The sequence below is a fragment of the Cedecea davisae DSM 4568 genome (assembly GCF_000412335.2).
Taxonomy (GTDB): Bacteria; Pseudomonadota; Gammaproteobacteria; order Enterobacterales; family Enterobacteriaceae; genus Cedecea; species Cedecea davisae.
Genome location: NZ_KE161030.1, coordinates 3,117,408 through 3,142,091 on the forward strand (window position 1 = coordinate 3,117,408; position 24,684 = coordinate 3,142,091).

Here is a 24,684-nt window from a genome sequence, read left to right on the forward strand (position 1 = left end):
ATAGGATTTGACCTCATGGCCTATACCACTTTTTCACAGACAAAAAACGATCAGCTCGCCGAACCGATGTTCTTTGGCCAGTCGGTTAACGTCGCGCGCTACGATCAGCAAAAATATGACATCTTTGAAAAACTGATTGAGAAGCAGCTCTCCTTCTTCTGGCGCCCGGAAGAAGTGGACGTCTCCCGCGACCGCATCGACTTCCAGGCGCTGCCGGAGCACGAGAAGCACATCTTTATCAGCAACCTGAAGTATCAGACGCTGCTGGACTCCATCCAGGGCCGCAGCCCGAACGTGGCGCTGCTGCCGCTGATCTCTATTCCTGAACTGGAAACCTGGGTGGAAACCTGGGCGTTTAGCGAGACCATTCACTCCCGCTCTTACACCCACATCATCCGTAACATCGTTAACGATCCGGCGATTGTGTTTGACGATATCGTCACCAATCAGGAGATCCTCAAGCGTGCCAAAGATATCTCCGGCTACTATGACGATCTGATCGAGATGACCAGCTACTGGCATCTGCTGGGCGAAGGCACCCATACCGTGAACGGTAAAACCGTCACCGTTAACCTGCGCGCCCTGAAAAAACAGCTCTATATCTGCCTGATGAGCGTTAATGCCCTGGAAGCCATTCGCTTCTATGTTAGCTTTGCCTGCTCCTTCGCTTTTGCAGAGCGCGAGCTGATGGAAGGCAATGCCAAAATCATCAAGCTTATCGCCCGCGACGAAGCCCTGCACCTGACCGGCACTCAGCACATGCTGAACCTGATGCGCAGCGGCGAAGACGACCCGGAAATGGCTGAGATCGCCTTAGAATGCCGCCAACAGTGCTATGACCTGTTCGTGCTGGCCGCCCAGCAGGAAAAAGAGTGGGCGGACTACCTGTTCCGCGACGGTTCGATGATAGGCCTGAACAAAGACATTCTCTGCCAGTATGTTGAGTACATTACCAACATCCGCATGCAGGCCGTTGGCCTTGATTTGCCGTTCCAGACCCGCTCAAACCCAATTCCATGGATCAACGCCTGGCTGGTTTCCGACAACGTGCAGGTTGCACCGCAGGAAGTTGAGGTCAGTTCCTATCTGGTTGGTCAGATAGATTCCGAGGTCAATACCGACGATCTGAGCGACTTCCAGCTGTAAGTTATGGGCCGTATTACGCTAAGCATTACCGGCGCACATCTCATTAGCGAAGAGGAACACCCTTCGCTACTGGCCGCGCTGGAGTCACACAAAGTCTGCGTTGAGTATCAGTGCCGGGAAGGTTATTGCGGCTCATGCCGGACTAAGCTGCTGGCAGGTGAAGTGCAATGGCTGACCGAGCCGCTGGCCTTTATTCAGCCCGGCGAGATCCTCCCCTGCTGCTGCAAAGCGCGGGGAGATATCGAACTCGAGATGTGAAGATGTGAAAAAGGCCGCTAAGCGGCCTTTTTATTTACTACTGCTGTTTTTTAAGGAACTGCACGCCCTTGTCGGGGAAGTCGGTAAATAACCCCTCCACGCCCGCTTTGTTATAAAGCACATCATACAGCTGATTTACGTCGCTCACGTAATCCGGCAGCGCGTCCGCCCTTACCGTATAAGGATGTACCGTCAGCTTGCTGGCGTGCGCCTCGGTAACCATATCGGTCAGCCTGACGTGGCCTTTCTTCGAGTCCTTTTTCACCAGCATGTGATAGTCGGGGCCGATGCCGTCGGCATACTGCGCAATCTGCTTCATGGCGCCCGGCTTAAACATCCAGTCATAGCTGTAGTTGGCCCACTTCCCGTCCGCCTGCTTCTCCTGGGTTTCATTCCAGTCGGTATAGGCAATCAGCTGTACCAGCTTCAGGTCCATGCCCATCTTCGGCTCAAGCTGGTTCTTAATGCGCTTCAGCTCGGCGGCGTCAAAGCATTGCAGGTAAACCTTATCCTGCTTGCCGGTGTAGCCGTACTGCTTGAGCACCTCCAGCGTTTTAGCCGCGATGTCCTTGCCTTCCTGATGATGGAACCACGGAGCCTTAATTTCAGGGTAAATCCCGATATTGTGCCCGGTGGAGTGGTTCAGCCCCTGGATAAACTCAATCTCTTCCTCAAAGGTATGCACGCGGAAGTCGGACTTGCCCATCGGGAAGCGGCCAGGGTAAGTCTGCACCTGCTTGCCGTTAACGATATCGAAGCCTTCGGTAAACTTCAGCGACTTGATTTCGGCAAGCGTAAAGTCGATAGCGTAGTAACGCCCGTCTTTACGCGCCCTGTCAGGGAAGCGCCGGGCCACGTCGGTAACCCTGTCCAGATAATGGTCATGCAGCACCACCAGCCGGTCGTCTTTGGTCATTACCAGATCTTGCTCAAGGTAGTCCGCCCCCTGAGCGTAGGCCATGGCCTTAGCCGGTAAAGTATGCTCCGGCAGGTAGCCGCTGGCTCCCCGGTGGGCAATAACGATTTTGTCCGCCGTTTGGGCAAATGCGGCGCTGGTTGCCACCAGCACTACGCCCGCCAGCAGGGATTTTGCAATCAGTTTCATTTCGCTCTCCTTAGCCGTTCTTCAGCAGTTTTTCATCATGCTGTTTACGTTCGCCAATCATCACCACAATCAGCAGCAGCACCGCCAGCACGCTACCGCCAATCATGACGATGAACCCGCCGTCCCAGCCGAAGAAGTCAACGGTATAACCCACAATGGCGCTGGCCGCTACCGACCCGCCAAGATAGCCGAACAGGCCGGTAAAGCCCGCCGCCGTACCGGCAGCCTTTTTAGGTGCCAGCTCAAGTGCATGCAGGCCGATAAGCATCACCGGGCCATAAATCAGGAAGCCGATGATTATCATACAGGCCATATCCACGCCCGGATTACCCGCAGGATTAAGCCAGTAAACCACGGTGGCGATGGTCACCAGAATCATGAAGAACACGCCGGTTGCGCCGCGGTTGCCCTTAAAGACTTTGTCCGACATCCAGCCGCACAGCAGCGTGCCCGGAATGCCCGCATATTCGTACAGGAAATAGGCCCAGGAGGATTTATCCAGCGCAAAATGCTTCACTTCTTTCAGGTAGGTCGGTGACCAGTCCAGAATGCCGTAACGCAGCAGATAGACAAACACGTTAGCAATGGCGATGTACCACAGCAGGCGGTTCGGGAACACGTACTGCATGAAGATCTGCTTCGCGGTTAACTCTTCTTCCGCTTTATCGTTGTAATCCGTTGGGTAGTCGTTTTTGTACTCTTCAATCGGCGGCAGGCCGCAGGATTGCGGAGTATCACGCATCAAGCCAAACGCAACAATGGCCACAAAAATGGCGGCAAAAGCAGGCATATAAAGCGCCGCATGCCAGTCGTTAAACCACGCCATGCCCAGCATAAACAGCAGCGGAGGAATACCGCCGCCGACGTTATGGGCGCAGTTCCAGACCGAAACAATCCCGCCGCGCTCCTTCTGCGACCACCAGTGAACCATGGTACGCCCGCACGGCGGCCAGCCCATTCCCTGGAACCATCCGCACAGGAACAGCAGCACGAACATGCCCGCGATGCTTGACGTTGCCCACGGCACAAAGCCCATAAACAGCATCACCGCCGCGGCGAGTATTAAACCGGCAGGCAGGAAAACGCGCGGATTCGAGCGGTCAGAGACCGACCCCATGATGAATTTCGAAAACCCGTAGGCGATGGAAATCCCGGATAGAGCAAAACCGAGGTCGCCGCGCGAGAAGCCCTGATCAATCAGATAAGGCATCGCCAGCGTGAAGTTTTTTCTTACCAGATAGTAAGCGGCGTAACCGAAGAAGATGCCCATGAAGATCTGCCAGCGCAGGCGGCGATAGTGCGGGTCTATCTGCTCCTCTGGCATACGCGCTTTATGCGCTGCGGGTTTGAAGATACTTAACATACGTGCCTCCGTGGCCTGGATTTGCAGCGGGAGCAAACGGCTCCTGCCAAATGTTCTTTTGCGAGCGCATCTTAGTTATCAATGCGCGTATTTACTGTGAAACATCGCACACAATGTTACATTTTTATTACAAAGAGGCGAAAGCGTGCATTGAACGACGCTTTATTTTCGTTTTTTGCTCGAATTTGCTCGCAATCAAACATTTCGTTCTTTATTTATGGCTGAATACCTGTAAATAAAGCAGGGATAAAGGGAGCGCCAGGTGAGCAGAGAAACGGACGTAATTATCATTGGCGGAGGGGCTACCGGGGCCGGAATAGCGCGCGACTGCGCCCGCCGCGGGCTTAGCGTACTGCTGCTGGAACGCCACGACATTGCCACCGGCGCTACCGGGCGCAACCACGGCCTGCTGCACAGCGGCGCGCGCTATGCGGTGACCGACGGCGAGTCCGCTAAAGAGTGCATTGAGGAAAACCGCATCCTGCGCCGTATCGCCCGCCACTGCATTGAGCCCACCGACGGCCTGTTTATCACCCTTCCGGAAGATGATTTAGCTTTTCAGGGCGGGTTTATCGCCGCCTGCCGCCGGGCGGGAATCAATGCCGAAGCGCTGGAGGTAAAAGAGGCTCTGCGCCTCGAGCCGTCGGCTAATTCAGCGCTTATCGGCGCGGTACGCGTCCCGGACGGAACGGTCGATCCCTTCAGGCTCACCGCCGCCAATATGCTGGATGCCAGAGAGCATGGCGCAGAAGTGCTCACCGGCTGCGAAGTTACCGGCCTGATTCGCGAAGGGGCCAGAGTTTGCGGCGTCAAAGTCTTCAACCATTTGACCCGCCAGCCCGATGAATTGCGCGCCGCCATGGTGGTCAACGCCGCCGGGATTTGGGGGCAGCATATCGCCGAGTATGCCGATCTGAAGGTGAAAATGTTCCCGGCCAGGGGCGCGCTGCTGATCCTCGGGCATCGCATTAACAATATGGTCATCAACCGCTGCCGCAAGCCTGCGGATGCCGACATTCTGGTGCCGGGCGACACCATCTCGCTTATCGGCACCACCTCCACCCATATTGATTACGACCAAATCGACAATATGCGCGTGACCGCCGACGAAGTGGATATTCTGCTGCGCGAAGGAGAAAAACTGGCGCCGATCCTTGGGCAAACCCGCATTTTACGCGCCTATGCCGGCGTGCGTCCTCTCGTTGCCAGCGATGACGACCCAACGGGGCGCAGCGTCAGCCGCGGAATAGTGCTGCTCGACCACGCCGCACGCGACGGCATGGACGGGTTTATAACCATTACCGGCGGCAAACTGATGACCTATCGCCTGATGGCAGAGTGGGCTACCGACCTGGTTTGCCGTCGTCTCGGCAATACCACACCCTGCACTACCGCCACAACTCCACTTCCCGGCTCCGAGCAGACCTCGGAGCAAACGCTGGGCAAAGTCATTTCTCTTCCCCCAACCATTCGCGGCTCGGCGGTCTGGCGCCACGGCGACCGCGCAACCCGCATGCTGAATAACAGCCGGTTGAGCAACAGCCTGGTGTGCGAATGCGAGGCCGTCACCACTGGCGAGGTGCGCTACGCAATCGACGCTCTGGGGGTAAAAAGCCTGGGCGACCTGCGGCGCAGAACCCGCGTGGGCATGGGCACCTGTCAGGGTGAGCTGTGCGCCTGCCGTGCGGCCGGGCTTTTGCAGCGCTTTCAGCAGACCACGCCAGCCCAGTCGCTGGAACAGCTTTCCCATTTTCTTAACGAGCGCTGGAAAGGCGTGCGCCCCATAGCCTGGGGCAACGCCCTGCGAGAAAGCGAATTTACCGCCTGGGTTTACCAGGGGCTTTGCGGCCTGGATAACGGAGAACAAGGATGAAATTCGACACCATTATTATCGGCAGCGGGCTGGCGGGGCTGACCGCCGGAATACTGCTGGCAGAGAGCGGCCAGCGCTGCGCTATGATCAGCCGCGGGCAAAGCGCCCTGCATTTCTCCTCCGGCTCGCTGGACCTGCTCTCCACTCTGCCTGACGGCGACCAAGTTGCTGGCCTGGAGACGGCGTTAGATAGCCTTGCGCAGCAGGCTCCGCATCATCCTTATAGCCTGATGGGCAAAAAAACCGTGCTGGAACTTGCCGCAGAAAGCGAGCGACTACTGGCCAGAGCCGGGGTCGAGCTTGAAGGTAGCTACCGGCAAAACCACCGGCGAATAACGCCGCTCGGCAAGCAGAGAGCCAGCTGGTTAAGCCCTCCTGAAGTCCCGCAGGCTCCGCTGCCGTGGCAAAAAGTGACGGTGATTAATATCGCGGGCTTTCTGGATTTTCAGGCCGAGCTGATTGCCGGTTCGCTGTCGGACTCGGGCTGCGCGGCGCACGTTGCCGAACTCACCCTGCCCGCGCTGGACGTCCTGCGTAATAACCCCAGCGAGTTCCGGGCGGTCAACATCGCTCGCCTGCTCGACCAGCCTCAGAACCGCCAGGCGCTGACGGACGAGCTTAAAATGCTGCTGGGCAGCGGGGAAGCGATGATCCTGCCCGCCTGCATCGGGCTGGAAGGCGATACCGTCTCTTCCTTGCAAAAAGCCCTCGGCATCCCGATTAAACTGCTGCCAACGCTGCCGCCTTCGGTTCTCGGTATGCGTCTTCATGAGGCTCTGCGCCGCCGCTTTCAGTCGCTTGGCGGGCTGCTGATGCCGGGCGATGCCGTCACCGGCGCACGGCTCGAGCAGGGCTATATTCGCGCCCTGTTCACCAAAAACCATAGCGAAGTGCCGCTGCGTACCGACAACGTTATTCTCGCCAGCGGCAGCTTCTTTAGCGGCGGACTACAGGCGGACAGAGAGTGTATATTTGAGTCAATTTTCGGCCTGGATATCGACTCCCCGATGGCTCGAGCCGAATGGAGCAAGGAAGACTTCTTTGCGCCGCAGCCCTGGCTGCAATTTGGGCTAAAAGTCGATGAGCACTTTCACCCCTTCCACCAGGCCACACGGATGGAAAATTTGTACGCAATTGGTGCCGTACTCGGCGGCTTTGACCCCATCGCACAGGGATGTGGCGCTGGCGTTTCGCTGCTAACCGCCCTGAGTGCCGCCCGGCAAATTCTCGCTACCGCGGAGGAAAGCCATGAACCTGCTTGATGAAACCAGCTTTGAAAGCTGTATTAAGTGTACGGTCTGCACTACCGCCTGCCCGGTTAGCCGGGTTCGCCCGGAATATCCAGGGCCAAAACAGGCCGGGCCGGATGGCGAGCGGCTGCGTCTCAAAGATCCTTCTCTGTACGACGACGCGCTGAAATACTGCACCAACTGCAAACGCTGCGAAGTCGCCTGCCCTTCTGAAGTTAAAATCGGCGATATTATTCAGCGCGCGCGCGCCAAATATGGCGAACACAAACCTTCCCTGCGTGACGCCATTCTCAGCCATACCGATTTAATGGGCACGCTCTCCACGCCTTTCGCCCCGCTGGTTAACGCCACAACCGGCCTGAAGCCGGTGCGCAAGCTGCTGGATAAGGCGCTAAAAATTGATTCGCATCGGGAGCTGCCTAAATACTCTTTCGGCACTTTCCGCCAGTGGTATCGCGGCCAGGCGGCCCATCAGGCCAGCTTCGGGCAGCAGGTTGCCTTCTTCCACGGCTGCTTTGTTAACTACAACCACCCGCAGCTTGGCAAAGATTTAGTGAGCGTCTTCAACGCGATGGGCATCGGCGTACAGTTATTGAAAAAGGAAAAATGCTGCGGCGTACCGCTTATTGCCAACGGTTTTATTGATAAAGCGAAGAAACAGGCGACGGTAAATGCGGCTTCGCTTCGCGAGGCGGTGGAACAGCGTGGTTTACCGGTCGTTGCCACGTCATCAACCTGTACTTTCACGCTGCGCGATGAGTATCCGCACTTACTGGGCGTGGATACCGGCCCAATCCGCAATCAAATCGAACTGGCAACGCGTTATATCTGGAAATTACTGGAGGAGAATAGCAGCAGGCTAATGCTAAAAAGCACGCCGCTGCGTATCGCTTATCACACGCCCTGCCATATGGAAAAAATGGGCTGGACCCTTTATTCACTGGAGCTGCTGCGCCGTATTCCCGGCGTGGAGCTGGTGATTCTTGACTCGCAATGCTGCGGTATTGCCGGGACTTATGGTTTTAAAAAAGAGAACTACCCGGCGTCCCAGCTCATCGGCGCGCCGCTGTTTCAGCAAATAGAAGAGAGCGGCGTGGACCTGGTGGTAACCGACTGTGAAACCTGCAAATGGCAAATAGAGATGTCCACCAGTAAACGCTGCGAGCACCCGATAACCCTGCTGGCCCGGGCGCTCGCCTGACGCTTAGCGGCTAACGGACTCCACTACGTTAATCCAGCCATGATCGCTCTCAAGCGGCTGACCGTTAAGCCAGCGGCGCAGTATGTTGAGGGCCATCATGGCGCAAACTTCCTGCCGGGTGGATAAAGCATGGCGGCTGACGCCAAACTTCACGCCAAGCCCGTATGCGCCGTGCGGCGTTGCGAGGGCAAAATTAATCTGCTGCGCCTCGGCTCCGGCGACGACCAGAGCGATATCAGCCTGTTTATGCAGGCGTTGCGCAATGCTGTACTCCAGCGCCGCATTAAGCGTATCTGCCTGAGCGGGCAGAACTTCGCTGGCCTGCAAAGCGGCCTGCTCGCGGGAAAGCTGCAGCGCCAGTAAGCCGCCGGTAAACTGCTCGCTCAGGGTAATCGTCAGATTTTTTTCAGCAAGCCGACGGGAAATTTGCGCCGCCAGCCCTTCAGTGCCTTCAAAAATCAGGCTTTCACCGGCAACGCGCCTCACCTCCGGCCACACCGCTTCCATTGCCGCACGCTGGCCGGCGGGGCCGGTGAGCTTGAGTTCAATAATAGGCATTGACGAGCGGTAGCCCATCACCACGCCTTCGGGCAGAACCAGCGGATCAAGGCTCTGCGCCAGTTCGCTTTCAGAACGCCCGAAAGTAGTCAGACGCAGGCAAACCGGCGGCTCCGGCAGCGTAAAGCGCTCACGCAGGCTCGGCATTATCTGCTGGTCAACCATAGCTTTAAATTCGGACGGCACGCCGGGGGTGAAATACATCACGCAGCGGTTCAGTTTCAGGGCAAAACCGCAGGCGGTGCCGACAGGATTATCGATCATCTCGCTTCCGGCCGGGATCTGCGCCTGTTTGCGGTTGCTGGGGGCCATCACCCGCCCGCGCTCGGCGAAGAATTGTTCCATATGGGCCAGCCATTCCTCATGTTCAACCAGCGCCACGCCCGCGGCAGTTGCCGCCGCCAGCGCGCTTAAATCATCGCTGGTGGGCCCGAGGCCACCGTTAACAATCAGAATATCGGCTTCAAAACTGCGCTCTTTCAGCACCGAAACCAGGTCAGCAAGACTGTCGCCCACCGTGTTGCGGCGCGACATCGGTAAGCCCTGATTAAAGAAATAATCGGCAAGCCAGGCTGCGTTGGTGTCAATAATTTGCCCGTACAGCACTTCGTCGCCGGTTGACAGCATTTCTACTTTTAACATCTTCTACTCCGCGGCAGGGAAACGCCCCACTATAGCGCAGACTGAAGGGGCCGACAGGCACAAAAAACGCGGCTAAAAGCCGCGTTGGGGGAATTAGAAGCTGGCGCTCACGCCGACATACGGGCCGTCGGCAACCGTATCGGTACGATCGCCGTCTTTGCCGCCAAGGCTGATGTAGCGGTAACCCGCCTGCACAGAAAACGGACGCATAAAGTTCCAGCTTGCGCCCGCGCTGGCTTCTTTATAATCCTTCACGCCGCTGGAGAGCGAGTCCGGGGAGTAGTAGTAATCGCCAAATACCGCGATATCGGGAGTAATTGGCCATCTCAGGCCGCCGCCGGCCGCAAGGGCATAGCCTTCTTCACGTTTTTTCGGGTTCAGGTAAACGCCTCTGCCGCCCACGGTCGCCATCATCGGCCCCAGCGGGATATTGAAACCAAGGCCAAGCCCGACGGCGTCGCCGTTATCGTCGTTGTGCGCATAGTTGCCGGTTACCGCAATGCCGCTGCTTTCGGTGCCGAAACCCACGCCAATATTAGTGTATTCCTTGCCGACTTCGGCGCTAACGCCAATCGCGCTTGCACCAGCAGAGACCAGCAACAGACCCGCGCCGCCGGCTAAAAGTAATTTGTTCATTCCTTGGTTCCTGAAAATAGAGAAAGGGTAGCCCCTGAAAAACGCCAAATTGTAGCGCGACGCATTATCTATTCAAGACGCCGGAAAATGCCAATAATTCCTTGATTGTAAGGAAATGAAAAGAACGGCTATCCCGTTACAAGATCAATGAACACCTGGCCCCGGTAGTGACAAAGTGTTTTAGCAATTTTAAAAGACGCATTTTAAAAGTGGTCTATATTTAAAGCTTTTTGTAACGACCGTATCCGGTCCCAAGGAGGCATTGATGAGCAAGAAAGGATTAACTACCGCCGCTGGCGCACCCGTTGCTGATAACAACAACGTTGCTACCGCAGGCCCGCGTGGCCCGATGCTGCTTCAGGATGTTTGGTTCCTTGAAAAACTGGCCCACTTTGATCGCGAAGTGATCCCAGAGCGCCGCATGCACGCCAAAGGATCCGGCGCCATCGGCCATTTCACCGTGACCCACGACATCACCCGCTACACCCGGGCAAAGCTGTTCTCGGAAATTGGTAAAAAGACCGAGCTGTTCCTGCGTTTCTCGACCGTGGCCGGTGAGCGCGGTGCGGCAGACGCCGAGCGTGATATTCGTGGTTTTTCCATGAAGTTTTATACCGAAGAAGGCAACTGGGATCTGGTCGGCAACAATACGCCGGTGTTCTACCTGCGCGATCCTCTGAAATTCCCTGACCTGAACCATATTGTGAAGCGCGACCCGCGCACTAACCTGCGTAACCCGACTTATAAATGGGACTTCTTCTCGCATCTGCCGGAAGCGCTGCATCAGTTGACCATCGACTTCAGCGACCGCGGCCTGCCGCGCTCCTACCGCCATATCCACGGCTTTGGCAGCCATACCTTCAGCTTTATCAACAAAGACAACCAGCGCTTCTGGGTGAAATTCCATCTCAAATCCCAGCAGGGTATTGAAAACCTGATGGACGATGAAGCGGGAAAAATCATCGCGGAAGACAGGGAAAGCTCGCAGCGCGATCTCTATGAATCCATTGAGGCCGGTGACTTCCCACGCTGGACTCTATTCATTCAGATTATGCCGGAAGCCGAAGCGTCAAAAACGCCTTACAACCCGTTTGACCTGACCAAAGTCTGGCCGCACGGCGATTACCCTTTAATCGAGGTTGGCGTGCTGGAACTTAACCGCAACCCGGAAAACTACTTCTCCGACGTCGAGCAGGCAGCCATGTCGCCGGCCAACATCGTACCGGGCATTGGTTTCTCTCCTGACCGCATGTTGCAGGGCCGCCTGTTCTCCTACGGTGATGCTCACCGCTACCGCCTGGGCGTTAACCATCACCAGATCCCGGTTAACGCGCCGAAATGCCCGTTCCATAACTATCATCGCGACGGCGCGATGCGGGTGGACGGCAACAGCGGCAACGGCGCGACCTACGAGCCAAACAGCTTCAACGTTTTCCAGGAACAGCCGGATTTCAGCGAGCCGCCGCTCAGCCTTGAAGGCGCGGCAGACCACTGGAATCACCGCGAAGACACCGACTACTTCAGCCAACCGCGCGCGCTGTACAACCTGCTGAGCGAGGAAGAGCATCAGCGTATGTTCGCGCGTATTGCCGGTGAGATGAAGGACGTGCCGGAGAGTATTCAGACACGCCAGATTGCGCTGTTCAACCAGGTTCACCCTGAGTACGGTGCTGGCGTAGCGAATGCGCTGAAGGCATTGAAAACGGGTAAATAACCGGCCGCAGGGGTTACTCCCCTGCAACCCATTCTGTCAATTTGCGGCGGGAGATTTTTATCCCGCCCTGTTTCAGCTCCTGCGGCAGCGCAAGCCAGCGCACCGGCAGTTGAAAACGCGGCAGCTTACCGTCAAGCCATGCGGCAATATCATCGAAGGTTCCTTCTGCGGCCAGTTCAACCACCGCTACCGGCCTTTGGCCAAATTCGACATCATCAACCGGCACCACAAATACCTGCTGAACGGCTGCGTGACCGGCAATAACCCGCTCAACTTCTTCCGGCTGAATGCCTTCCCCGCCGCTGAAAAACAGGTTGTCGAGACGCCCCACAATGGCGAGCCGCCCATCAAGCAAAACGCCCCGATCGCGGGTGGCGAACCAGCCCTTATCGTTGACCAGCGGAACAAGCTCGCCGCTACGCCAGTAGCCGCTCGCCAGACTTTCTGCCCGCAGCCACACTTCCTCATCAACAATCTTTACTTCCCGCCCCGGCAAGGGTTCGCCGACATCCGGCTGGCCGTCGGCACGTTTAGCGCAAACCGTGGAGGCCAGCTCGGTTAAACCGTAGCCGCACCAGCAGCGAATACCGCGAGACTCCGCCTGCTGTGTTAACTCAACAGGAATAGCGGCTCCGCCCAACAACACCTCCCGCAAGTCCAGCGTGCCGGGCTGCTCCAGTAGCCGCCATAGCTGGGTCGGCACCAGTGAGGCATGGGTACAGCTTCGCAAGGCTTCCGCCAGAGGATGCGAAGGCCGCACCACCAGCTCTCCTCCGGCATACAGCCAGCGCCAGAATATGCCCTGCCCGGAGACGTGAAACATTGGCAGAGAAAGCAGCCAGCTGTCCCCGGCGCGATAATCCATCACCGCCAGCACGCCTGCGGCGCTGGCAAGATGAGCAGAGGCAGTATGAACAGCCGCTTTGGGTAAGCCGGTCGAGCCTGAAGTGAGCGTCATCGAAGCAAGCCGGGAAGGTTGCCACTCTTCGCCCCATGGCTGGGACTCGGCCAGCTTTAGCTCGGGCAGGCCCGGAACCGGCGGCTGGCCACTGTTTAAAGCTAAGCCGTAACTCAGCGTCAAACTCGGCAGTAATTGCCCGAGCAGCGCGTCGGGAAGCTGGGGATTAAGCGGCAGAATTCTGGCTCCGCATTGCAGCAAAGCCAGCCAGGCTAGCAGCGCCTGCGAACTATTTTTAGCCCTCAGCGCCACGCCATCTCCGGCCTTTAAGCCCTGCTGATGGAATCCGCCGGCCAGGGCATCAACGCGGCTGCACAACGCCTGCCAGTTCAGCGCCTGGTCTTCAAGGCGCAGAGCGATTTGCTCTCCCCTCTCCTGCGCCCAGTGCTGCCAGGGCCAGATGCCAAACTTCATCGTATGCGCTCGAGATGTTCTGCGTTCAGGCAGGGAAGCGGGCTGCCCGGCCAGCGGCGCTCAAGCTGGGCCTGCATCAGCGACAGCGTATCAAGCCCCGGAATGGCGTCCGGCGTGAGCCAGGCGGCAATACGTGCAAGCTGGGTCAGGCCCAGGCTCGACTCGATGGAGGAGCTTATTACCACCTTCTGCCCAAGCTGATGCGCGGCGGCCACCTGCCGACGAACCTTCTCCAGGCTGCCGGTCAGCGTCGGCTTGATGACTACGGCCACCACGCCAGGTTCAGCGGCGAAAATAAAATCGTCCTCGCGCAGGCTCTCGTCCCAGGCGATAGCAATCCCCGTTTCCCGGCTAAATTCCCGTGACTGGTCACGCGTTTTGCACGGCTCTTCGATAAATTCGATGCGCGAGCGATGGGCCGGGTTAACGTATTTGGCAAACTGCTGCGCTTTCAGCGGCGTCCAGCTGCGGTTGGCGTCAAGGCGCAGCTGAAGGTCCGGAACGGCCTCCAGCAGCAGGTTAACCACCATGCCGTCTCGTACCGCTTCGTACAGCCCAACCTTCACCTTCGCTACTTTTTCGCCGGGCATATCCGCCAGGGCGATAATCAGTTCGTCCGGGTCGCCGGTACATAGCGGAGCCGCGCGATAATTGGCGGCCTGCGGCAGCTCGCCTTTCAGCTCCGCAAGGGCGCAGCTCAGGCCAAACGCAACGGACGCCAGCCCAGGCAATGCAACATCGCCCCCGGCAAGCCAGTGCTCAAGCCAGCCCTGCGCCTGCTCCTGCGCTTCAGGCAGGGCTTCGCGACTGAAGCCCGGCAGCGGAGAAATTTCTCCCCAGCCGATAGCATCGCCTTGCGTCAGCCGCACCACCAGACCCTCACGCTGCTTCAGGCGCTGGTCGCGCAGCACTACGCCAGCCTCCATCGGAATTTGAAAGCGCCACAGCGCCGCGCTACGCATTACGGATTCCGTTTGAATTTACTGAAGTCCGGCTGGCGCTTCTGGTTAAACGCGTTGCGGCCTTCCTGCCCTTCCTCGGTCATATAGAACAGCATGGTGGCGTTGCCCGCCAGCTCCTGCAGCCCCGCCTGGCCGTCGCAGTCGGCGTTGAGCGCCGCTTTCAGGCAGCGCAGCGCCATCGGGCTGTTTTGCAGCATTTCGCGGCACCAGCGCACGGTCTCTTTTTCCAGCTCGGCAACCGGCACCACGGTGTTTACCAGGCCCATATCCAGCGCTTCTTTCGCGTCGTACTGGCGGCACAGGAACCAGATCTCACGAGCCTTTTTCTGGCCTACGATGCGCGCCATATAGGATGCGCCCCAGCCGCCGTCAAAGGAGCCGACTTTTGGGCCAGTCTGCCCGAACACGGCGTTCTCAGCGGCGATAGTCAGGTCGCACATCATATGCAGAACGTGGCCGCCGCCGATGGAGAACCCGGCAACCATCGCCACGACAGGTTTAGGGCAGGTACGGATCTGGCGCTGGAAGTCCAGCACGTTGAGGTGATGAACGCCGCTTGCATCCTGATAGCCGCCGTAGTCGCCGCGTACTTTCTGGTCGCCGCCCGCGCAGAAGGCTTTTTCCCCTTCGCCGGTCAGGATGATGGTGCCGATATTGTCGTCATAGCGGGCATCTGCCAGAGCATCGATCATCTCTTTAACCGTCAGCGGGCGAAACGCATTACGGACTTCCGGGCGATTAATGGTGATTTTGGCAATGCCGTCGGCGGATTTATGGTAGCGAATATCGGTGTAGCCTTCGGAGCAGTCCTGCCATTCAATCGGGGCGTAAAGCATTTGTTCATCAGGATAAATCATGAGAGATCCTTACAGGTCATAGTGACGAAAGAGGGTTAACAGGGCGGAGCTAAACGCGGCAGGCGCGTCGCGGTGAGCGTTGTGCCCGACGCCAGGAATTAGCGTGACCGGGCATGCCAGCTCTTTGGAAACGGCGCGAAATTTTTCGTCCCGTTCTCCGCACAGATAATGGAAAGGCGCAGCGAGCTGGCTAAGCGGCTCGCGTAAATCAGGCTGGCGGGCAAGCGATGTGGCTTCAAGCATCTGCGCCAGAGAGCGTGAATCGTTCTGGCTACGCAGCGCCACCAGATGTTTGCGCTGTTGAGCATTAAGGGAGCGAAACACCGGCTGCCGATACCAGTCGTTGAGCACGGCGGGCAAATCCTCGTCACGCAGCCGAGCCGCCCAGCGGGCGTCGCCGAGCGCTCTGGCTTCCCGCTCATTTTCGCTTTGCAGGCCCGGATGGCTGCCTTCAACCACCAGCCCGCGCAGTCCGTGAGACTCAGGCTGGCAGGCGTGATACATCGCCAAGCGGCCGCCGAGGGAGTAACCCACCAGCCAGTAATTAAGTATGTTGTAACTATTTAGCGTGGCCCGCAGCCGGTTATCCACGTCCGCAAAGTCCTTCGCCTTTATGCCCGCCGAGCCGCCGTGGCCGGGTAAATCCACCAGCAATTGAGGCCAGTCGCTAAAATGCGGGCTAATCTCCAGCCATTCCCGATGGCTGCCGAGAAAGCCGTGCAGCCAGACAATCCACGGTTTATTCGGCTTATCTGCTGAACACGTTACGGCATGAAGGGTCATGCCTGACTGACCTGGGCCAGAAGGTGCTGTAGCGTTTGCGCCCCTTCGGTTTCCGGCACGGTGATTTCAACTATCGTGGCGCCGGGGCGCAGCCAGGCTCGCTTAATCGCCTCTTCCAGCGCCTGCCAGCTAGCAGGGTTTTGATACCCGAGTTCGAACATGGCGGCGGCGTGGGAGAAATTGACGTTCTGCGGCATGCAGTAAAAGCGCTCGCGCTCTTCGGCAGGCGTGGGCAGCAGTGAGAAAATCTGGCCGCCGTTGTTATTCACCACCAGCAGCACAAACGGGGCGGACGCGTGGCGAAGCAGCGCCAGGGCGTTGAGGTCGTAGAGCGCGGAAATATCCCCAACGATAGCAAGCGTGGAACGCGCCGTTGCCCGCTGCACGCCCGCTGCGGTAGACAGCAGGCCGTCAATACCGCTCGCGCCACGGTTGCTGTAAACCGGGTAGCCTTCCGGCAATTGTGCGAAGGCGTCAATCAGCCGGACAATTAAGCTATTGCCCACAAACAGTTGGCCGCCTTCCGGCAGCAGCTTAGGTAAACGCTGGGCGACCTGGGCCTCGCCAAAGTTCGCCGTACCGGCCTCCACTTTCTCCAGCGTCTGCCAGGCAAGCGAGGTAAGCTCGTCGGCCCACGGGACGCGTTTTTCCGCCGGGTGTTTGTCCAGCCAGGATGTTATGTCGGCAGTCAGCCGGCGGCCACGGTGGTTTGCCGGGTCGAGGCGGCCGGGTAATTTATCCACCAGCCAGTACTCCTCCGGCCGGCAGGAAGACTGCCATTGCAGCACCCGTTTTCCGGTCAGGCTGCTGCCAAACTGAATAACGATTTGCGCCTGTTGCAGGCAGGTCACGGCCTGGCTGTTGCTGAGCCAGAGGTCGGCGCACGGCAGCGGCTGCCCGGTTTGCGACAACACATCGCCAATCAGCGGCCAGCCAAGCATTTGCGCCCAGGCCGCCACCTGCTCACCTTCGCTGGCGGAAAGCCGCCCGGCAACCACTACGCCGCGCTTTTGTCGCCAGAAGAACCAGTCGCGCTGCTTATGCACGTCATGATTGCCGGTCACTTCCCGCAGCCAGGGCTTGTCGCCTTCCCACCAGCCTTCAAGCTCGCCCTGCCAGTCCAGGCCGGTATCGTCGGGCGCGCCGTAAAGCGGCTCGGCAAACGGGCAATTAATATGCAGCGCGCCGCCTCTCAACTGACCGACAGCGCTATCAACGGCGGAGACAACCCAGCTGGCGGGGATGTCGTGCGTTGGGCGCGGCAGGTTCAGGGAGCTGGAAGGATGAGAGCTAAACAGGCCCGGCTGGCGGATAGCCTGATTTGCGCCACAGTCGATAAGCTCCGGCGGACGGTCGGCCGTCAGCAAAATAAGTTTTTCGCCGGTTAGCCCGGCCTCAATGACGGCGGGATAAAGATTGGCGACGGCGGTGCCGGACGTCACGATAATAGCAACCGGTTCGCCGCTCGCTTTGGCAAGCCCGAGCGCCAGATGCCCAAGGCCGCGCTCGTCGAAATGGGTGTGGCAAATAAAACTGCGGTTTTCCGCCGCGCTCAGGGTCAGGGGCGTGGAGCGAGAGCCGGGTGCAATGCAGACGTGGCGCACGCCGTGCCGGGTCAATGCTTCGAGGATAACGCCCGCCCAGCGGCGGTTAAATGAGCTTATCGACATAATATTGTCCGCAGTCAATTTCGACCATTGATTATAAATACCGTGGAAAAAGTTAAATTGATTTGCGTCGTGAATAGCTTATTCAGTTGCCGCCGTCGATAAGCAATGTTTTCAGCCCGGCCGCTTTATTTTCAATCTCTTGCCACTCTTCTGAAGCGACTGAGCCGGCAACAATTCCCGCTCCGGCATAAAGCCTTACCGCACTCCCGCTGACGCGTGCGGAGCGTAAAGCAACGCAAAACTCCGTCTGGTGGCGAGACAAATAACCCGCCGACCCGGCATACCATTCACGTTCAAAAGGTTCATGGGCGGCGATAAACGCCCGCGCCAGTTCGCGCGGCAGTCCCGCCACTGCGGCGGTTGGCTGTAGCTGTTTCAGGCAAAGTGCGTCATCCTGGCGCTTAAGCAGCGTCCAGATGCACCGCCGCAGATGCTGCACTTTTCGCAGCCTCATCACCTGAGGCGGCAGCACGTCGAGTGCGCCGACGGTGCCCTGAAGCCGCTGGCAGATATCTTCCACAACCAGCATGTTTTCACGCTGATTTTTGTCGTCTTTCAATAGCCACTGCCCGAGCTTTTCGGCCTGCATGTCGTCCGGGTGGTTGGCAACGGTGCCCGCCAGCGCTTCGGTACGCAGCGCATCATCGATACGCCGCCACAGCCGCTCCGGGCTTGAACCCAGGAAAGCATTTTGCGGGTCGAACGCCATTAAGAAATGATAGCAGTTAAGGTTAACCCGGCGGCTGGCGGCCATAAATCCGGCGGCTGAAACAGGGGACGAAAAGGCCAGGTCCGTTGCCCGCGCCAGCACCACTTTATCCAGCTTGCCCTGGCTAATAGCGCCGGTGGCAAGGTCGATAAGCCGGTGCCACTCCGGCTGCTCTGGCAGATGGGTTGCGCCGAGGCACTTCAGGTTTAACTGAGGCAGCGGTTTGGCGGGGAGCAGTTGCTCAATAAAAGCCGCAGCGGCCTGAGCATCCTGCTTTAGCGAGGTTTCGCTGTACAGATGGAGCCAGAGATGCGCCTCACCGCCCACGCGCCGCCATTCCAGACGAGAGAGGAACAGGAACCCCTGAGCCGGATCGAAAGCGTTAAGCCCCCAGACGCGCAGGAAAGGCTGGCCGGGGTGAGATTGCAGGAAACTCTGCGCCTGCCCCAGGGCGGAAAACTGGAGCAAGGCTCCCAGGGCCGCAACTTCTTCGTTACCGTTACGCTGCTGCCAGTAAAACTGAGGAAAGAGCGGCTGGGCGGTTAACCACGCCAGCGGGTCGGAGGCATCGCTGAGGGTGACCGCAACACACAGGCGCTGCAGGCCCGGCTCGTCGGCAAATTCTCCTGCTAATTCCTGCTGCATCTGCTGCAGTGCTACGGCTACTGAATTCACGACTACCTCACCCTTGCGTAAAAACCCCTGATTATACGTGGTCGTTGCCGCAAAAAAAAATCCTACCCTGGGGGTAAGATCTTTATTTGCTGCGCCCGTCTTTCACGGCGGGCGCCAGGCTAAGGCTAACGACGCAGAAGTAGCCCTACGACCAGCCCAATGGCCGCACCGGCACCAATGCCTCTCCAGGGATTTTCGTGCACATAATCATCGGCACGGTAAACCGCTTTTTTGGCGCGATAGTAATAGTTATCGGAAGCATTGCTGATACGTTCTTTCACTTCGTGCAGCGCCTGTTCCGCTTTGGCCTTCAGCTCAATATATTTTTGGTCGGCCGGGTCGCCGGATGAACGCAGCACTTCTTCCAGGGTTTCGCTCAGCAGCGCCAGGTCATCATCAAGACGAGATTCATACGGTTGCATACCTGTTCTCCGTGTTAAAAAAATTTCTCGTCCGCTAACTATAGACAACCGGGGCTGATTTCGCCTGCGTTAGCCGTTGGCCATGCCGATATGCGGGATGCCGTCTTCGTCGTACACATCCGTTACCGGCTTAAAACCGAAGCGGGCATAAAACGCCTGCAAATGTGCCTGCGCCCCGAGGTAGATGGGTTTGCCGGGCCACTGGCGCTCGCAGGCGGCAAGGGACTGTTCCATAAGCTGATTACCAAGCCTTTCTCCGCGAACGGAGGCGTCCACGATGACGCGCCCAATAACAATCGGCTCCAGGTCATTCTCACTCTTCAATATTCGGGCATAGGCGACAAGTTTACCCTCCTTCCAGCCAAGGATATGGCGGTTCTCGCCCACCAGATCTTCACTGTCAATGTCGAGATACGGGCAATTTTGCTCAACAACAAATACCGCGCAACGCAGCGCCAGCAGAGAATAGAGAGCGGCGACGCTCAGTTCAGAATGGTGTAAATCCTGCCATTTCAGCATTGAAAATTCCTTATAATTCAAGCGTCGCCGACCAAGTTTAGCGGTGACGCTGCATTAAGTGTTTTAGCACAGTTTCGAGTGGAGTGGCACCCTTGAGCGTCTCGCCTTCGAAGTCAATCCATCCCTCGTTAAAACCATCAAGCATTTGCATGCGTGGCAGAGGGTTTTTCATCCCCAGGGCGAGGAAATCCGCCTCCCAGTTTTCACGCGGAACCGCCTTCACCGTGACCGGGCGACCAAGTACCTGAGAGAACGCCTGCGCCGCCAGCTGTGGACTATAGCGCTGCGGGCCTTCCAGTTCGATGACCCGGGTCCCGGTTTGCGGCTGGGTTAACAGCTGCGCGGCAAGAGCGCCAATATCAGCGGTTGCAACCATAGGAATAGTGCGTTCCAGCGGCTGGAGATGGCTGTAAATAACGCCGGTCTCCTTCGCGCTATTAATATCCCACAAATAGTTTTCCATAAACCAGCCCGCCCGCAGAAACACGGTTGAATCGCAGATATCCGCAAGCTCCTTCTCCATCAGCCCCAAAGCATTGAGCAGGTTTGGCCGGGTAGCCTGAGCGCCTATCGTCGAGAGGCAGACAACGTGCTGCGGGCGGCTGGCCAGCAGCGCCTGCTTAATTGCGGCAATATTGGCGCGCGGCTCGGCCATATCTCCGGCAGGGTCAAAGACCGGCGGCAGCAAAATAAATACCGCCTCAGCGCCGCGGAATGCCTTAGTCAGCCCTTCGGCATCGTTCATTGCCGCAAGCGCCAGCTCGGCCCCCTGCTCAACCCAGGGCTGCCCTTTGGGTTCATTGCGCACCACGGCGCGAACGTCATGCCCGGCGGCTATCAGCGTTTTAGCCAGCGCACCGCCAACCTGCCCGGTAATACCAGTAATTGCGAACATCATGCTTCTCCATTGTCAGATTTCGCCTTGCGGCGTGGGGAGCATTATGTTGAAACGGCTAAGGTGCATCGATAACATCATAGACAATTCACTGATGACTCCGGGGCACCAATATGATTTTTAACGATCGCACTTTTGATGGTCTGGCGGTCTTCACCGCCGTGGTGGAAAGCGGCACTTTTGCCGCCGCGGCCGAGGTCATCAATATGTCTCCGCCGGGCGTCAGCCGCGCAATTGCAAGGCTTGAAAAAAGGCTCGGCATCCGCCTGTTCGACCGTACCACGCGGGCGGTTTCGCTCACCGTCGAAGGCAAGGAGTTTTACCGCCAGGTGCTGCCGCTTCTCGCGGCGCTGGAAGACGTCACCAGCGGCGCGTCATTATCCAGTAAAGCGGTCGTGGGCAGGCTCAGGGTCAATATCGATCCTTTCTTTTCCAGCCTGGTGTTTGGCCCGCAAATTGAAAGCTTTATGGCACGCTACCCCGAGCTTGAGCTGGATCTGGTCACCCGCGACAGGCTGGGCGATATGGTTTCCGACGGCTTTGACCTGGCGGTCAGGTTCGGCGTCCCTCGCAACAGCAGCCTGGTAGCCAGAAAGCTGCTGGAAACGCGCATCATGACCGTGGCAACGCCAGCCTATCTTGAGCGTTTTGGTCGCCCCACAACCCCCGAGGCGCTGATGGAACACACCTGTATCCATTTTCGCGATCCGGAAACGGGCAGGCCGTTTGAGTGGGAGTTTCACCGTAAAGGTCAGGTAGTCAAAGTGCCGGTCAACGGGAGGCTGACGCTGAACGATGCCCGCACCCTGCACGAAGCGTGCCTCAGCGGCCACGGCATCGCGCAGATGATGACATTTGGCTCGGAGGACCTGGTGAAAAAAGGCTTACTGGTTGATTTATTCCCGGACTGGCCAGACGAACGCTTTCCGCTCTACGCTTACTACCCTTCCCGTATCAATCCGGCGGCCAGAACGCGCTGTTTCCTCGATTTTATCCTCGGGCTGGCCAAAGCCTGAGCCCATAAAAAAACCGCCAACAAGTGGCGGTTTTGAACGGTTTCGTAAACCCGATTACATCAGCGGCTGCGCTAACTGCACCAGGCTGATAAGCGGCTGCGGGTAAACACCCAATAGCAGCACCAGCAGAGCAGAGATAAGCACAACTACGCCGCCCGCGGTCAGCGCCCAGTTGGATGGGGTATCGCGGTTAAGCTGCTGAGGCGCGCTCAGGTACAGGCTCACGGTGACACGCAGGTAGTAGTAGAGGCCGATGGCGCTACCCAGCACCACGGCGCCGGTCAGCCACCACAGATGCGCCTGAACGCCTACTGCAATGATGTAGAACTTACCGATAAAGCCGAGTGTCATCGGGATACCGGCCAGGGAGAGCATCATCACGGTCATCACCGCAGACAGCACCGGCTTGTGCCAGAACAGACCGCGGTAGGAGAACAGTGAGTCGGCATCCGGGCCACGGTACGGGCTGGACATCAGGCTAACCACGCCGAACGCACCCAGGCTGCTGAACAGGTAAGCGGCCAGATAAACGCCTACCGCTTCCATCGACATATTGCCGGTTTGCAGCGCAATCAGCGCCACCAGCAGGTAGCCGAGGTGGGCGATGGAGGAGTAGCCCAGCAGACGCTTGATGTTGGACTGGTTCAGCGCCATCAGGTTACCGAAGAGGATGGAGGCGAAGGCGATAATGCCCAGCACCACACGAACCGCTTCGCTGTTGCCCACAGGTGCGTAGAGGAACAGACGCATCACCACGCCAAAAATGGCAATCTTGCTGGCGGTTGCCAGGAAGGTGGAAACCGGAGCAGGTGCGCCCTGGTATACGTCCGGCGTCCACAGGTGGAACGGCACCAGAGAAAGCTTGAAGCCAAGGCCGACGATCATCAGGCCCAGACCCGCCAGCAGCAGAGGCTCGTGCAGCATGTTGTCCGCCAGGCTCTTACCGAGGCTGACAAACGACAGGCTGCCGGACTCGGCGTAAACCAGCGCCATACCAAACAGCAGGAAGGACGAAGCCGCCGCCGACAGGATAGTGTACTTGATGCTCGCTTCCAGAGAACGCTTCTGGCGGAAGGCATAGCCCACCAGGCCGAACAGCGGGAGAGAGATAAGTTCAATGCCGAGGAACAGCGCCGCCAGATGGTTAGCGTTAGCCAGCAGAATGCCGCCGAGGGAGGCAATCAGCACCAGCAGGTAGAACTCTTCGCGGTTGTCGGTGTAGCCCTGTAGCCACGGGTAAGCGAAAGTACAGGTCGCCAGGCTAGCCAGCAGCACCAGCCCGGTATAGAGCATGGCGTAGCCGTCAACGCGCATCAGCGGAGTCACGTCCATCGCCCCGGCCTGCCCCACAAACCAGAGTGAGATAAGCGCGGCGTTAAGGCCGATAACCGATAGCGTAGCATTCAGAAAATGATCGCGGCGCCACGCAATGGAGAGCATCACAACCACCACCGTCAATCCGACGATCAACAGCGGTAGCAGCGCGATCAAGTGTTGAGGAGTTAAAGTCATGAGCGAATTACGGCCTTGTAGTAGAAAGTGAACTGGTAAACCACTGCTGAATATTGCTCATCGCAGAATGAGAGGTATCCAGAATCGGCTGCGGGTAGAAGCCCAGCAGAACTAACAGCACCACCAGCAACAGAATGATAAAGAACTCGCGCATCGACATGCCCGGCAGTTGCTTATCGCTGATTTCACTTTTCGCTTTACCAAAGTAGGCGCGGTGCAGCATTGCCAGCGAGTAAACCGAAGCAAACACCAGGCCGAAGGTAGAAATCACGGTAATGACCGGCACAACGTGGAAGCTGCCGAACAGGATCATAAATTCGCCGACAAAGTTACCGGTGCCCGGCATCCCGAGGGTTGCCACCGCAAAGAACATCGACAGCGCAGGCAGCCATTTAATTTTGTTCCACAGGCCGCCCATCATACGCATATCGCGGGTATGCAGACGCTCGTACAGCTGGCCGCAGATGATGAACATACCGGCAGCGGACAGGCCGTGCGCAATCATCTGAATCACCGCGCCCTGGTAGGCCAGCTGGTTGCCGGTGTAGATAGCAATCAGTACAAAGCCCATGTGGGAAACGGAGGTGTAGGCAATCAGACGTTTAATATCGGTCTGAGCAAACGCCATCCATGCGCCGTAGAAGATACCGATAACGCCCAGCCACATGGCGATTGGCGCGAACTCGGCAGAAGCTTCCGGGAACAGCGGCAGCGAGAAGCGCAGCAGGCCGTAAGCAGCGGTTTTCAGCAAGATACCGGCAAGGTCAACGGAACCCGCGGTGGGTGCCTGAGAGTGCGCGTCCGGGAGCCAGCCGTGCAGCGGAACCACCGGCATTTTTACCGCGAAGGCGATAAAGAAGCCCAACATCAGCAACCATTGCACGCCGTGGGACATCGGCGTTTTCAGCAGCAGCTCATAGTTAAAGGTCCACACGCCGGTAGCGTTGTAGTGCACAAACACCAGGCCGAGAATAGCAATCAGCATCACCAGGCCACTCGCCTGGGTATAGATGAAGAACTTCGTTGCCGCGGTAATACGCGTCTTCCCGTCGGAGGCTTTGTGGCCCCACAGCGCAATCAGGAAGTACATCGGCACCAGCATCATTTCCCAGAAGAAGAAGAACAGGAACATGTCGATGGCAAGGAACACGCCGATTACGCCGCCGAGGATCCACATCAGGTTGAGGTGGAAGAAGCCCTGATACTTTTCAATTTCATTCCAGGAACAGAGCACCGCCAGCACGCCAAGCAGGCCGGTCAGCACCACCATCAGCAGCGACAGACCGTCGAGCGCGAGGTGGATTTCAATGCCAAAACGCGGGATCCACGGCAGAACAAACTCAGACTGCCACTGCGGCAAACCTGCCGACTGAATCAGAGAGTAGCCGCCCTGCAGCCAAAGCTGCAGCGAGAGCGCCAGTGTCAGCCCCATGGTTATTAGCGCTATCCAGCGAGGCACTTTCACGCCAAAGCGTTCGGTCTGCCAGCAGAAGAAGCCGCCGATAAAGGGGATTAGTATTAGCCAGGGTAATAGCATGGCGTTTGT

At 57.9% G+C, this 24,684-nt stretch carries 21 protein-coding genes and 1 pseudogene; 7 read left to right on the plus strand and 15 right to left on the minus strand.

Annotated features, from left to right (window positions below; all coding sequences use genetic code 11):
* Positions 1-15 precede the first annotated feature (15 nt).
* Together nrdB and yfaE are read left to right on the plus strand one after the other, a co-directional pair.
* Positions 16-1,146, plus strand: coding sequence for a class Ia ribonucleoside-diphosphate reductase subunit beta (gene nrdB, locus HMPREF0201_RS14135; RefSeq protein WP_016537405.1), 1,131 nt, complete (start codon positions 16-18; stop codon positions 1,144-1,146).
* Positions 1,147-1,149: 3 nt separating this feature from the next.
* Positions 1,150-1,404 (plus strand): class I ribonucleotide reductase maintenance protein YfaE, encoded by a 255-nt coding sequence (yfaE, locus tag HMPREF0201_RS14140; RefSeq protein ID WP_016537406.1) that lies wholly within the window; start codon positions 1,150-1,152, stop codon positions 1,402-1,404.
* A 37-nt stretch (positions 1,405-1,441) separates the two neighbouring features.
* Here the strand turns inward: yfaE and glpQ are convergent, their stop codons facing one another.
* Complete coding sequence (gene glpQ / locus HMPREF0201_RS14145) at positions 1,442-2,509, minus strand: glycerophosphodiester phosphodiesterase (protein WP_016537407.1); 1,068 nt, start codon at positions 2,507-2,509, stop codon at positions 1,442-1,444.
* 10 nt (positions 2,510-2,519) lie between these two features.
* Positions 2,520-3,872 carry a glycerol-3-phosphate transporter gene (gene glpT / locus HMPREF0201_RS14150; protein WP_039899370.1) on the minus strand — a complete coding sequence of 451 codons (1,353 nt, stop codon included), beginning with the start codon at positions 3,870-3,872 and terminating at the stop codon, positions 2,520-2,522.
* A gap of 262 nt (positions 3,873-4,134) precedes the next feature.
* Between glpT and glpA the strand changes: the two are divergent.
* The 3 genes and pseudogenes from glpA to glpC form a co-directional block, all read left to right on the plus strand.
* Positions 4,135-5,749: pseudogene (glpA, locus tag HMPREF0201_RS14155) on the plus strand (anaerobic glycerol-3-phosphate dehydrogenase subunit A); the annotation flags it as partial.
* Positions 5,742-7,007 carry a glycerol-3-phosphate dehydrogenase subunit GlpB gene (glpB, locus tag HMPREF0201_RS14160; protein ID WP_016537411.1) on the plus strand — a complete coding sequence of 422 codons (1,266 nt, stop codon included), beginning with the start codon at positions 5,742-5,744 and terminating at the stop codon, positions 7,005-7,007. The pseudogene glpA and the gene glpB, both read left to right, overlap by 8 nt.
* A complete protein-coding gene (gene glpC, locus HMPREF0201_RS14165; protein WP_039898495.1) occupies positions 6,994-8,196 on the plus strand; it encodes an anaerobic glycerol-3-phosphate dehydrogenase subunit GlpC in 1,203 nt (400 codons plus the stop codon). Before glpB ends, glpC begins: the two co-directional genes overlap by 14 nt.
* A gap of 3 nt (positions 8,197-8,199) precedes the next feature.
* On the opposite strand, the gene HMPREF0201_RS14170 is transcribed toward glpC, so the two are convergent.
* Both HMPREF0201_RS14170 and HMPREF0201_RS14175 read right to left on the minus strand, forming a co-directional pair.
* The gene (locus HMPREF0201_RS14170) at positions 8,200-9,396 is read right to left on the minus strand and encodes a nicotinamide mononucleotide deamidase-related protein YfaY (RefSeq protein WP_016537414.1); all 1,197 of its coding nucleotides are present in this window, start codon (positions 9,394-9,396) and stop codon (positions 8,200-8,202) included.
* Positions 9,397-9,489: 93 nt separating this feature from the next.
* Positions 9,490-10,032, minus strand: a complete 543-nt coding sequence (locus tag HMPREF0201_RS14175) for a YfaZ family outer membrane protein (RefSeq protein ID WP_016537415.1) — start codon at positions 10,030-10,032, stop codon at positions 9,490-9,492.
* 265 nt (positions 10,033-10,297) lie between these two features.
* On the opposite strand from HMPREF0201_RS14175, the gene katA reads away from it, so the two are divergent.
* Positions 10,298-11,746 carry a catalase KatA gene (gene katA, locus HMPREF0201_RS14180; RefSeq protein WP_016537416.1) on the plus strand — a complete coding sequence of 483 codons (1,449 nt, stop codon included), beginning with the start codon at positions 10,298-10,300 and terminating at the stop codon, positions 11,744-11,746.
* 13 nt (positions 11,747-11,759) lie between these two features.
* Here katA and menE read toward each other — a convergent pair whose 3' ends face one another.
* From menE to HMPREF0201_RS14225, 9 genes are all read right to left on the minus strand, one after another.
* Complete coding sequence (menE, locus tag HMPREF0201_RS14185; RefSeq protein ID WP_016537417.1) at positions 11,760-13,118, minus strand: o-succinylbenzoate--CoA ligase; 1,359 nt, start codon at positions 13,116-13,118, stop codon at positions 11,760-11,762.
* A complete protein-coding gene (menC, locus tag HMPREF0201_RS14190; protein WP_016537418.1) occupies positions 13,115-14,080 on the minus strand; it encodes an o-succinylbenzoate synthase in 966 nt (321 codons plus the stop codon). The genes menE and menC overlap by 4 nt, the downstream gene beginning before the upstream one ends.
* A complete protein-coding gene (gene menB, locus HMPREF0201_RS14195) occupies positions 14,080-14,937 on the minus strand; it encodes a 1,4-dihydroxy-2-naphthoyl-CoA synthase (RefSeq protein WP_016537419.1) in 858 nt (285 codons plus the stop codon). Before menB ends, menC begins: the two co-directional genes overlap by 1 nt.
* 9 nt (positions 14,938-14,946) lie before the next feature.
* Positions 14,947-15,720, minus strand: coding sequence for a 2-succinyl-6-hydroxy-2,4-cyclohexadiene-1-carboxylate synthase (menH, locus tag HMPREF0201_RS14200; protein ID WP_016537420.1), 774 nt, complete (start codon positions 15,718-15,720; stop codon positions 14,947-14,949).
* A complete protein-coding gene (gene menD, locus HMPREF0201_RS14205) occupies positions 15,717-17,390 on the minus strand; it encodes a 2-succinyl-5-enolpyruvyl-6-hydroxy-3-cyclohexene-1-carboxylic-acid synthase (RefSeq protein WP_016537421.1) in 1,674 nt (557 codons plus the stop codon). Before menD ends, menH begins: the two co-directional genes overlap by 4 nt.
* An 82-nt stretch (positions 17,391-17,472) precedes the next feature.
* Positions 17,473-18,774, minus strand: a complete 1,302-nt coding sequence (gene menF / locus HMPREF0201_RS14210; RefSeq protein WP_039898498.1) for an isochorismate synthase MenF — start codon at positions 18,772-18,774, stop codon at positions 17,473-17,475.
* A gap of 125 nt (positions 18,775-18,899) precedes the next feature.
* Entirely contained in the window at positions 18,900-19,196 is a 297-nt protein-coding gene (elaB, locus tag HMPREF0201_RS14215) for a stress response protein ElaB (RefSeq protein WP_016537423.1), read from the minus strand.
* A gap of 69 nt (positions 19,197-19,265) precedes the next feature.
* The gene (locus HMPREF0201_RS14220; RefSeq protein ID WP_016537424.1) at positions 19,266-19,715 is read right to left on the minus strand and encodes a GNAT family N-acetyltransferase; all 450 of its coding nucleotides are present in this window, start codon (positions 19,713-19,715) and stop codon (positions 19,266-19,268) included.
* Between the two features lie 37 nt (positions 19,716-19,752).
* Positions 19,753-20,613 (minus strand): NmrA family NAD(P)-binding protein, encoded by an 861-nt coding sequence (locus HMPREF0201_RS14225; RefSeq protein ID WP_016537425.1) that lies wholly within the window; start codon positions 20,611-20,613, stop codon positions 19,753-19,755.
* Between the two features lie 110 nt (positions 20,614-20,723).
* Between HMPREF0201_RS14225 and HMPREF0201_RS14230 the strand changes: the two genes are divergently transcribed.
* A complete protein-coding gene (locus tag HMPREF0201_RS14230) occupies positions 20,724-21,626 on the plus strand; it encodes a LysR family transcriptional regulator (RefSeq protein ID WP_016537426.1) in 903 nt (300 codons plus the stop codon).
* Between the two features lie 54 nt (positions 21,627-21,680).
* Here the strand turns inward: HMPREF0201_RS14230 and nuoN are convergent, their stop codons facing one another.
* The gene (nuoN, locus tag HMPREF0201_RS14235) at positions 21,681-23,138 is read right to left on the minus strand and encodes an NADH-quinone oxidoreductase subunit NuoN (RefSeq protein WP_016537427.1); all 1,458 of its coding nucleotides are present in this window, start codon (positions 23,136-23,138) and stop codon (positions 21,681-21,683) included.
* Between the two features lie 7 nt (positions 23,139-23,145).
* Positions 23,146-24,675, minus strand: coding sequence for an NADH-quinone oxidoreductase subunit M (gene nuoM / locus HMPREF0201_RS14240; protein ID WP_016537428.1), 1,530 nt, complete (start codon positions 24,673-24,675; stop codon positions 23,146-23,148).
* Positions 24,676-24,684: the final 9 nt, after the last annotated feature.